This is a genomic window from Roseomonas sp. USHLN139 (genome assembly GCF_037145735.1).
In the GTDB taxonomy this organism is placed as follows: Bacteria; Pseudomonadota; Alphaproteobacteria; order Acetobacterales; family Acetobacteraceae; genus Pseudoroseomonas.
Genome location: NZ_JBBCWY010000027.1, coordinates 1 through 6,657, shown reverse-complemented (window position 1 = coordinate 6,657; position 6,657 = coordinate 1). Strand labels below are relative to the sequence as shown.

At 70.5% G+C, this 6,657-nt stretch carries 9 protein-coding genes; 1 reads left to right on the top strand and 8 read right to left on the bottom strand.

From position 1 onward, the window contains the following. Positions 1-543, bottom strand: a 543-nt coding sequence (locus WFI16_RS26780; RefSeq protein WP_419900902.1) for a heavy metal-binding domain-containing protein, incomplete at its 3' end; no start/stop codon positions are given. Between the two features lie 158 nt (positions 544-701). Here WFI16_RS26780 and WFI16_RS26775 point away from each other — a divergent pair. Then, positions 702-902 (top strand): heavy-metal-associated domain-containing protein, encoded by a 201-nt coding sequence (locus WFI16_RS26775; protein ID WP_419900901.1) that lies wholly within the window; start codon positions 702-704, stop codon positions 900-902. A gap of 54 nt (positions 903-956) precedes the next feature. Here WFI16_RS26775 and WFI16_RS26770 read toward each other — a convergent pair whose 3' ends face one another. The 7 genes from WFI16_RS26770 to WFI16_RS26740 all read right to left on the bottom strand — a co-directional run. Beyond that, positions 957-1,325 carry a hypothetical protein gene (locus tag WFI16_RS26770; RefSeq protein ID WP_419900900.1) on the bottom strand — a complete coding sequence of 123 codons (369 nt, stop codon included), beginning with the start codon at positions 1,323-1,325 and terminating at the stop codon, positions 957-959. 176 nt (positions 1,326-1,501) lie between these two features. Then, a complete protein-coding gene (locus WFI16_RS26765) occupies positions 1,502-1,975 on the bottom strand; it encodes a DUF411 domain-containing protein (protein WP_419900899.1) in 474 nt (157 codons plus the stop codon). A 10-nt stretch (positions 1,976-1,985) separates the two neighbouring features. Then, a complete protein-coding gene (locus WFI16_RS26760) occupies positions 1,986-3,209 on the bottom strand; it encodes an ATP-binding protein (RefSeq protein WP_419900898.1) in 1,224 nt (407 codons plus the stop codon). A gap of 8 nt (positions 3,210-3,217) precedes the next feature. Continuing rightward, a complete protein-coding gene (locus tag WFI16_RS26755) occupies positions 3,218-3,985 on the bottom strand; it encodes a response regulator transcription factor (RefSeq protein ID WP_419900903.1) in 768 nt (255 codons plus the stop codon). Further along, positions 3,966-4,421 carry a plastocyanin/azurin family copper-binding protein gene (locus tag WFI16_RS26750; RefSeq protein WP_419900897.1) on the bottom strand — a complete coding sequence of 152 codons (456 nt, stop codon included), beginning with the start codon at positions 4,419-4,421 and terminating at the stop codon, positions 3,966-3,968. The genes WFI16_RS26755 and WFI16_RS26750 overlap by 20 nt, the downstream gene beginning before the upstream one ends. Positions 4,422-4,429: 8 nt before the next feature. Continuing rightward, a complete protein-coding gene (locus WFI16_RS26745) occupies positions 4,430-5,188 on the bottom strand; it encodes a copper resistance protein B (protein ID WP_419900896.1) in 759 nt (252 codons plus the stop codon). A gap of 5 nt (positions 5,189-5,193) precedes the next feature. Further along, on the bottom strand, positions 5,194-6,657 hold a 1,464-nt coding region (locus WFI16_RS26740; RefSeq protein WP_419900895.1), incomplete at its 5' end, for a multicopper oxidase domain-containing protein.

The window sequence follows — 6,657 nt, the reverse complement described above, 5'->3', positions numbered from 1 at the left end:
CCCGAGCAGGAACTGGAGCCACACGGAGACCCTGGGCGGCACCAGGTGGTGGATGGCTAGGCCGGGGATGTGGGCGCCCATCTCCAGGACGAGGATCGGCAGGGTCAGCACGAGACCGATCCAGAACCGCCGCGTCATGTCGGCGAGTTCCGCGTTGGGGGCGGCCTCGGCGGTGACCTCCAGCGGCTCCAGGGCCATGCCGCAGATGGGGCAGTTGCCCGGCCCTTGCTGGCGGACCTCCGGGTGCATTGGACAGGTGTAGGTGGCGGCCTTGTCCGCTGCCGTCGGCGGGGCCGCCCTCTCCGCCTTCAGGTACTTGCCCGGGTCGGCCGCGAACTTCGACTTGCAGCCCGCCGAGCAGAAGTGGAAGGCGGCGCCGTCGTGATGCGCATGGTGCGGCGTCCTGACGGGGTCGACCTCCATCCCGCAAACGGGGTCTCGGACCTTGGGCGCGTTGTTCTCGGCCGGTTGCGCGGCCGCTGGCGTGTCATGGCCGTGATGGTGGCCATGATGATGGTGGTGATCGTGACGACGCTCGTCCATCTGCGGCACTCCCTACGGCCGCCGTGGCCGTTCCATGGGGCTGAGATGGAGTTTCCCAATGTGGGAAGGTCAAGGCGCCGGATAGTTCTTTACGAAGCCTTGATCTTCCTACAGGGGCAAGCCCCACCTGTGGCGCGGTCACTCGCGAGGAGAGCACGATGTACCGCTTCGAGGTTCCCGGCATGAAGTGCGGCGGCTGCGCCAAGAAGGTGGAGCGTGCCGTCAAGTTCATGGACACCTCGGCCGGATTCAGCGCCGACATCGAGAACCGGCGGGTGACCGTCACCTCCTCCGTGCCGCAGGCGGAACTCGCCGCGGCCATCGAGCAGGCGGGCTACGCCAACCAGGCGGCCGCCTGAGGCCGCTGTCCGACGCAGCGTGACGGGGGGCCCGGAGGCGCCCCGCCCCGGTGGTCAGTGGTTCATCATCTGGCAGTGCTGCATCATCTGCTGCATTTGCGGCGACAGCGAGCCCTGCTGGGCCTGCGCGCGCATCTGCTGACAGTGCTGCATCATCTGCTGCATGTTCATGCCGCCCATGTTGTGGCCCTGCATGCCGGACATGTTGTGGCCGGGCATGGAGCCCATGCTGCCCTGGGCGGCGCCGGTGGCCGGGGCGGTGGACGAACCCGGCGGGGTGCTCGGCGGCGGGGTCAGGGACATCTGCGACGAGGTGGGCGTTGTGGCCGGGGGACCTCCGGGCTGCGCGCAGGCTGCGACGCCCAGCAGCAGCGTCGCGGCCAGGGTGACCTTGCCGATCGCCTTCGATGTGATGTGGACCATGTGTCCTCCTAGGGGTGGCAGGGGTTCTGCAGGCGCCCCGGCCCGCCGCGGCCAGCCAGGGTGACGACGCTGCACGGCGGGTCGGGGGCCAGGGGACGCGGCCGACGCGCCGTGCACGGCGTGGGGTGGCGGCAGGCCGTCGGGCGACCCGCCGCAAGCGAAGGTGGCGGCCGCGCTCATACGGCCTCCAGGCCGCGGAAGCGCATCCACGGCCGCCAGGCGCCGTCGCTGCCGAAGGCGACGACCTCGTAGGTCGAGGGCTCCGCCCCCGGCACCTCCATGCCCGGGACGCCGACCGGCATGGCGGGCACCGACAGCCCGGCGACGCTCTTGGGGCTGTCCTTGAGCAGCCGCCGGATGGCGGCCGCGGGGACATGGCCCTCCAGGGCGTAGCGGCCGACCTTCCCGGCGTGGCAGGAGATCAGGTCGGATGGCGTCCCGAGCGCCTGCCGATGCGGGCCGACGGCGTCCACCACGTTGTCACTGACCTCGAAGCCCTCGGCCCGCAGGTGCTCGACCCAGCCGCCGCAGCAGCCGCAGGTGCGGTCCCGCCAGGCTTCCACCTTGGGTGGGCCACCGCATGCCGTGGGCAGCAGGACCAAGCCCAGCAGGCCGGTGGTGAGAGTTCGGCGGGTGGCGACGCTACGCATGCTCGCGCTCCTAGTCTGGTCTGGGCAGGCGGATGCTGGCGCGCAGCCCTCCGCCCGCGAGGTTCTGGAGCGTCACCGAGCCGCCGTGGCGGCCGACCGCCTGACGCGCGATGGCCAGCCCGAGGCCGGAGCCGCCGGTGCCGCGGTTTCGGGATTCCTCAAGGCGGTAGAAGGGCTGGAAGACGCTCTCCAGCTGCGCCTCGGGAACCCCCGGCCCGGCGTCATCGACGTTGACCACGAGCTCACGGCCCTGGTCGTCCAGCACCACACGGGCGGAGGCGCCGTACTTCACCGCGTTGTCGATGACGTTGGCGAAGGCGCGCTTGAGCGCGATGGCCCGGCAGGGAAGCCGCGCCTGCGGCGGTCCCTCGTAGGTCACCGACTTACCCATGTCCTCGGCGTCGCCGCAGAGCGTCTGGAGCATCGCCGCGATGTCTGCGGTACGGACCTCCTCCTGCTCCTCGTCACCCCGCAGGTAGGCCAGCGTGGAGCCGATCATGGCGTCCATCTCGTCAAGGTCGGCGTCGATCTGCTTCTGCGCCTCTGCGTCGTCGAGGAAGCCCGCTCGCAGGCGCAGGCGCGCCAGGGGCGTGCGGAGGTCGTGGCTGACCGCCGCCAGCGCCTGGGTGCGGTCGGCGATGAGGCGGTCGATGCGCGCCTGCATGCGGTTGAACGCCTGCGCCGCCTGCCGGACCTCGCGGGGTCCCTCCTCGGGGACGGTGACCGTCTGCCCCGGCCTGCCGATGCGGTCGGCGGCGGCGGAGAGTTCCCGCAGCGGGCGGGCGATGAGGCGCACCACCAGCAGCCCCAGCACCAGGATGCCCAGCGCCATGGCCGTGGTGGAGAGCAGCGTGGCGTGTTCCGGCTGCGCTTGCAATGGGTCGGCGTGGTACCAGAGGGAGCCGCCGCCAGGCAGGCCGACCCTGCCCTCGGCCTCCCGGTGGCCGGTCATGGTGAGGTCCTCAGCCGCAACGGCGCCCTCCGCGGCGCCGGGATGCCAGCGCACCTGGAAACCAGGCGAGGACAGGGCCTGCGCCACGGCCTCGCGGGCATCGGGCGGCACCATGCCGATGGCGCGGGCGGCGGCGCCGACCCGCTCGCCGGTGACCTTCTGCTGCGTGCTGCCCAGGAGGATGTCGCTGCCTGTCTGGTGCAGCCACAAGCTGCCGACGTGGAAGGCCATCAGGCCCACCAGCAGCACCAGGATGATGCGGCCCGCCAGGGTGCTGGGCAAAAGGCGGCTCACCGGCGCACCACCGCGGGGACGAACATGTAGCCCGCGCCCCGGACGGTCTTGATGACAGCCGGGCTGTCGGGCAGCGGCTCCAGCTTGCGGCGCAGGCGGCTGACCATCACGTCCACCGAGCGGTCGACGCTGTCCGAGATGCGGTTGCGAGCCAGGTCCAGCAGCTGGTCCCTCGACAGGACGCGCTGCGGATGCTCGCAAAAGGCCAGCAGCAGGTCGTACTCGCCGCTGGACAGGTCGACCGCCGAGCCGTCCGGCGCCGCCAACTCGCGGCGCCGGGTGTCGAGCACCCAGTCCGAGAACACCATGCGGTCGCCGCTGACCATTCCTGCCCGGTTCGCGCCCGCCTGGGCGCGCCGCAGCACGGCCCGGATGCGGGCCAGGAGCTCCGGGCGGCTGAAGGGCTTGGGCAGGTAGTCGTCGGCGCCGAGTTCCAGGCCCACCACCCGGTCGGTTTCCTCACCCCGGGCGGTCACCATGATGATGGGAACCTCCGACTTCGCGCGGAGCATCCGACACAGGTCGAGACCGGACTGGCCGGGCAGCATCACGTCCAGCAGGATCAGGTCCACCGGCGCGAGCGACAGGGTGTCCCACATCTCGGCGCCGTTCCGAGCGCCGGTGACCCGGAAGCCGTTCTGGCGCAGCAGCTTGGCGATGAGCGTGCGCATCTCCCCGTCATCCTCGACGACGAGGATGTGGGCCTCAGGGGGGAGCGAGCTGCCGCGTCCCTCCCGCTCGTGGTCAGGACTGACCGGCGGCACCGGCAAGGGCACCCAGCTTCGCCCGCGCCTTCGGCGCCAGGCCAGGGACGGATGCAGCCTTCGCTGCGAACTCGGTCATATCGGCGTCTCCCACCACAATCAGCGCCACCATGCCCAACCCAGTGTGGGGCGTGCATTGCACGGGGTAAACGCCGGGCCGCTCGAAGGTCACCGTGGCGTCGCTGTTGAACGGCACGTTGAGCGGCGGCGCCCCGGCGGGCCAGAGCGACGGGATGGGGGCGACGTTGTGACCCTTGTCGGTGGGCTCGAAGCGGACGGAGCCGCCCACTGGCACCCGCACCAGGGCGGGGTCGTAGGCAAAGGTCTCCCCCGCCACGGGGCCTCGGTTCAGTGCGCGGACCGTGGCAGCGGGCTCTGCCGCGGCGGCCATGCCGGTCATCGCCAGCAGGGCGGCGAGCGTTGTGCGGATCATCATGCTTGGCCTCAGAAGAAGAGCCGGATGCCGGTCAGGAAGGTCCACCCGCCCACGGCCTCGCCCTCGTTGCGGGCGTAGCGCGCCGTGTCACCCAGTTTCCGCTCGTAGCTGACGCCTATGTAGGGCGAGACCTCGCGGGTGAACTCGTAGCGCAGGCGCAGCCCGGCCTCGACGTCGTTGATGCCGCTGCCGATATCGAGCTCGGGCACCTTCTGGAGGGCGAAGTTGGCCTCCACATTGGGCTGGAGCACCAGGCGCTGCGTGATGTAGGCGTCGTACGACACCTCCGCGCGGGCCGACAGGTCGCCCCTCTCGCTGACGAAGCCCTGCACGTCGACCTCGAACATGCCGGGGGCCAGCCCCTGCAAGCCGATGACGCCGTAGAAGCGGTCCGGCTGCGGACGGATGTCGTAGCGGACACCGGCCTGGAAGTCCCAGTAGTAGCTGAGCAGCCGGGAATAGAGCAGTTGGATCTCGGCGCTCTCGACCCGGCCGTTCCGCGCCGTCTCGCCCTCGGTCTTCAGCCAGACGCGATTGACGTCGCCGCCGTACCAGGCCTGCCCGTCCCAGCGGCCGACATTGGGCCCGTCCAGCCCCCAGCCGTATTCCAGCTTCTCGAACAGCACGGCGCCGGTGAGGATCTCGTGGCTGAAGGGCGGCTCGGTGCTGTGCTGCATGGCCTGGGCCTGCGCCGGGGCGGTCTGGAGGGCGCCCAAGGCCAGCACAGCCAGGGAGGCGGCGGCGGTCAGGATGCTCCTGGTCTTCATGGCCGTCACCGCGCCGCGGCCGTACGGGGCGCGACGATTTCCACCTTGCGCATCATCCCGGTTTCCATGTGGTAGAGCATGTGGCAGTGGAAGGCCCAGCCACCGGGCGCGTCGGCTTCGATGTCCACGTCGAGCGTTGTTCCGGGCTTGATGTTGACGGTGTGGAGCAGCGGGTTCTCGGCGCCGTTGCCCACCTGGGGCATCATCCACACGCCGTGCAGGTGCATCGGGTGGTTCATCATGGTCTCGTTGGTGAAGCGGAAGCGCGCCCGCTCGCCGAGGTGGAGCTGGATCGGCTGGGCCTTGCTGAAGCTGTTGCCGTTGATGGACCAGATGTACCGCTCCATGTTGCCGGTCAGCCGGATCTCGATGATGCGTGTCGGCTCGCGCACTGGGTAGAGCGGCTTGGCGGCACGGAGGTCGCGGTAGGACAGCACGCGGGCGCCCGGCGGCGCGCCGACGTCGTTCACCAGGGGGTCCGGCATCGCCATGCCGCCATGGCCCATGGCGCCGTGGTCCATTCCGGACATGGCACCGGCGCCCGCCGCACCATGGTTCATGCCGGGCATGTTGCCGTGGTTCATCCCGGCCATGGACGAGTGGTCCACCCCAGACATCGCCGCGTGATTCATACCGGGCATCGCCGAGTGGTCCATGCCCGCCATGGAGGAGTGATCCATGCCAGCCATGCTGCCGTGGTTCATGCCGCCCGCGGCGCCGTGCTGCATGCCCTGCGAGCCTCCGGCGGGCATCTGCATGGCGGAGTGGTCCATGCCGCCCATGTCCATCGGCGCCACGTGGCCGGGCGCGTCCACCTCCGGCATCGGCGTGCCGCGGTCGAGGCCGCTCGGCCCGTAGTTCATGCCCATGTCGGCCATGGTGAGGACCGGACGTGGGCGGTGCGGTGGCAGCGGCAGCGCGGGCAAGCCCTCCCGGGTGGCCAGGCTGAACTGCGCGAAGCCCTGGCGGCCCATGGTCTCGGCCAGCACCTGGTACTGGCGCCCGTCGCGCGGGCGGACCAGCACGTCGAAGGTCTCGGCCGGGGCGATGCGGAACTCGTCTACCGTGACCGGGCGCACGTTGTTGCCGTGCGCCTGCACCACGGTCATCTCGAGACCGGGGACGCGCACGTCGAAATGCGTCATGGCGCCGCTGTTGATGAAGCGCAGGCGCACCGTCTCGCCCGGCCGGAACACCGCGGTGAAGTTCTGCGCCGGGGTGTGGCCGTTGACGAGATAGGTGTAGCCGCCGACATCCTCGATGTCGGTCGGGTCCATCCGCATGTCGCCCCACATGATGCGGTCGGAGACAATGGCCGAGCGGGCGGCGCCGTCCGGTGCGCGGCGGAGCTCGCCGATCAGGCTGGCCAGGGTGCGCTTGTTGTAGTTGTAGTAGCCGGGGTCGCGCTTGAGGTTGGCGATGACGTGGCTCGGCGTCTCGTCCGTCCAGTCCGACAGCTGGATGATGTA

Coding starts and splice junctions, on each gene's coding strand:
- WFI16_RS26770 (WP_419900900.1), bottom strand. CDS start 1,325: ATGGTCCACATCACATCGAAGGCGATCGGCAAGGTCACCCTGGCCGCG.
- WFI16_RS26745 (WP_419900896.1), bottom strand. CDS start 5,188: ATGAAGACCAGGAGCATCCTGACCGCCGCCGCCTCCCTGGCTGTGCTG.
- WFI16_RS26765 (WP_419900899.1), bottom strand. CDS start 1,975: ATGCGTAGCGTCGCCACCCGCCGAACTCTCACCACCGGCCTGCTGGGC.
- WFI16_RS26750 (WP_419900897.1), bottom strand. CDS start 4,421: ATGATGATCCGCACAACGCTCGCCGCCCTGCTGGCGATGACCGGCATG.
- WFI16_RS26775 (WP_419900901.1), top strand. CDS start 702: ATGTACCGCTTCGAGGTTCCCGGCATGAAGTGCGGCGGCTGCGCCAAG.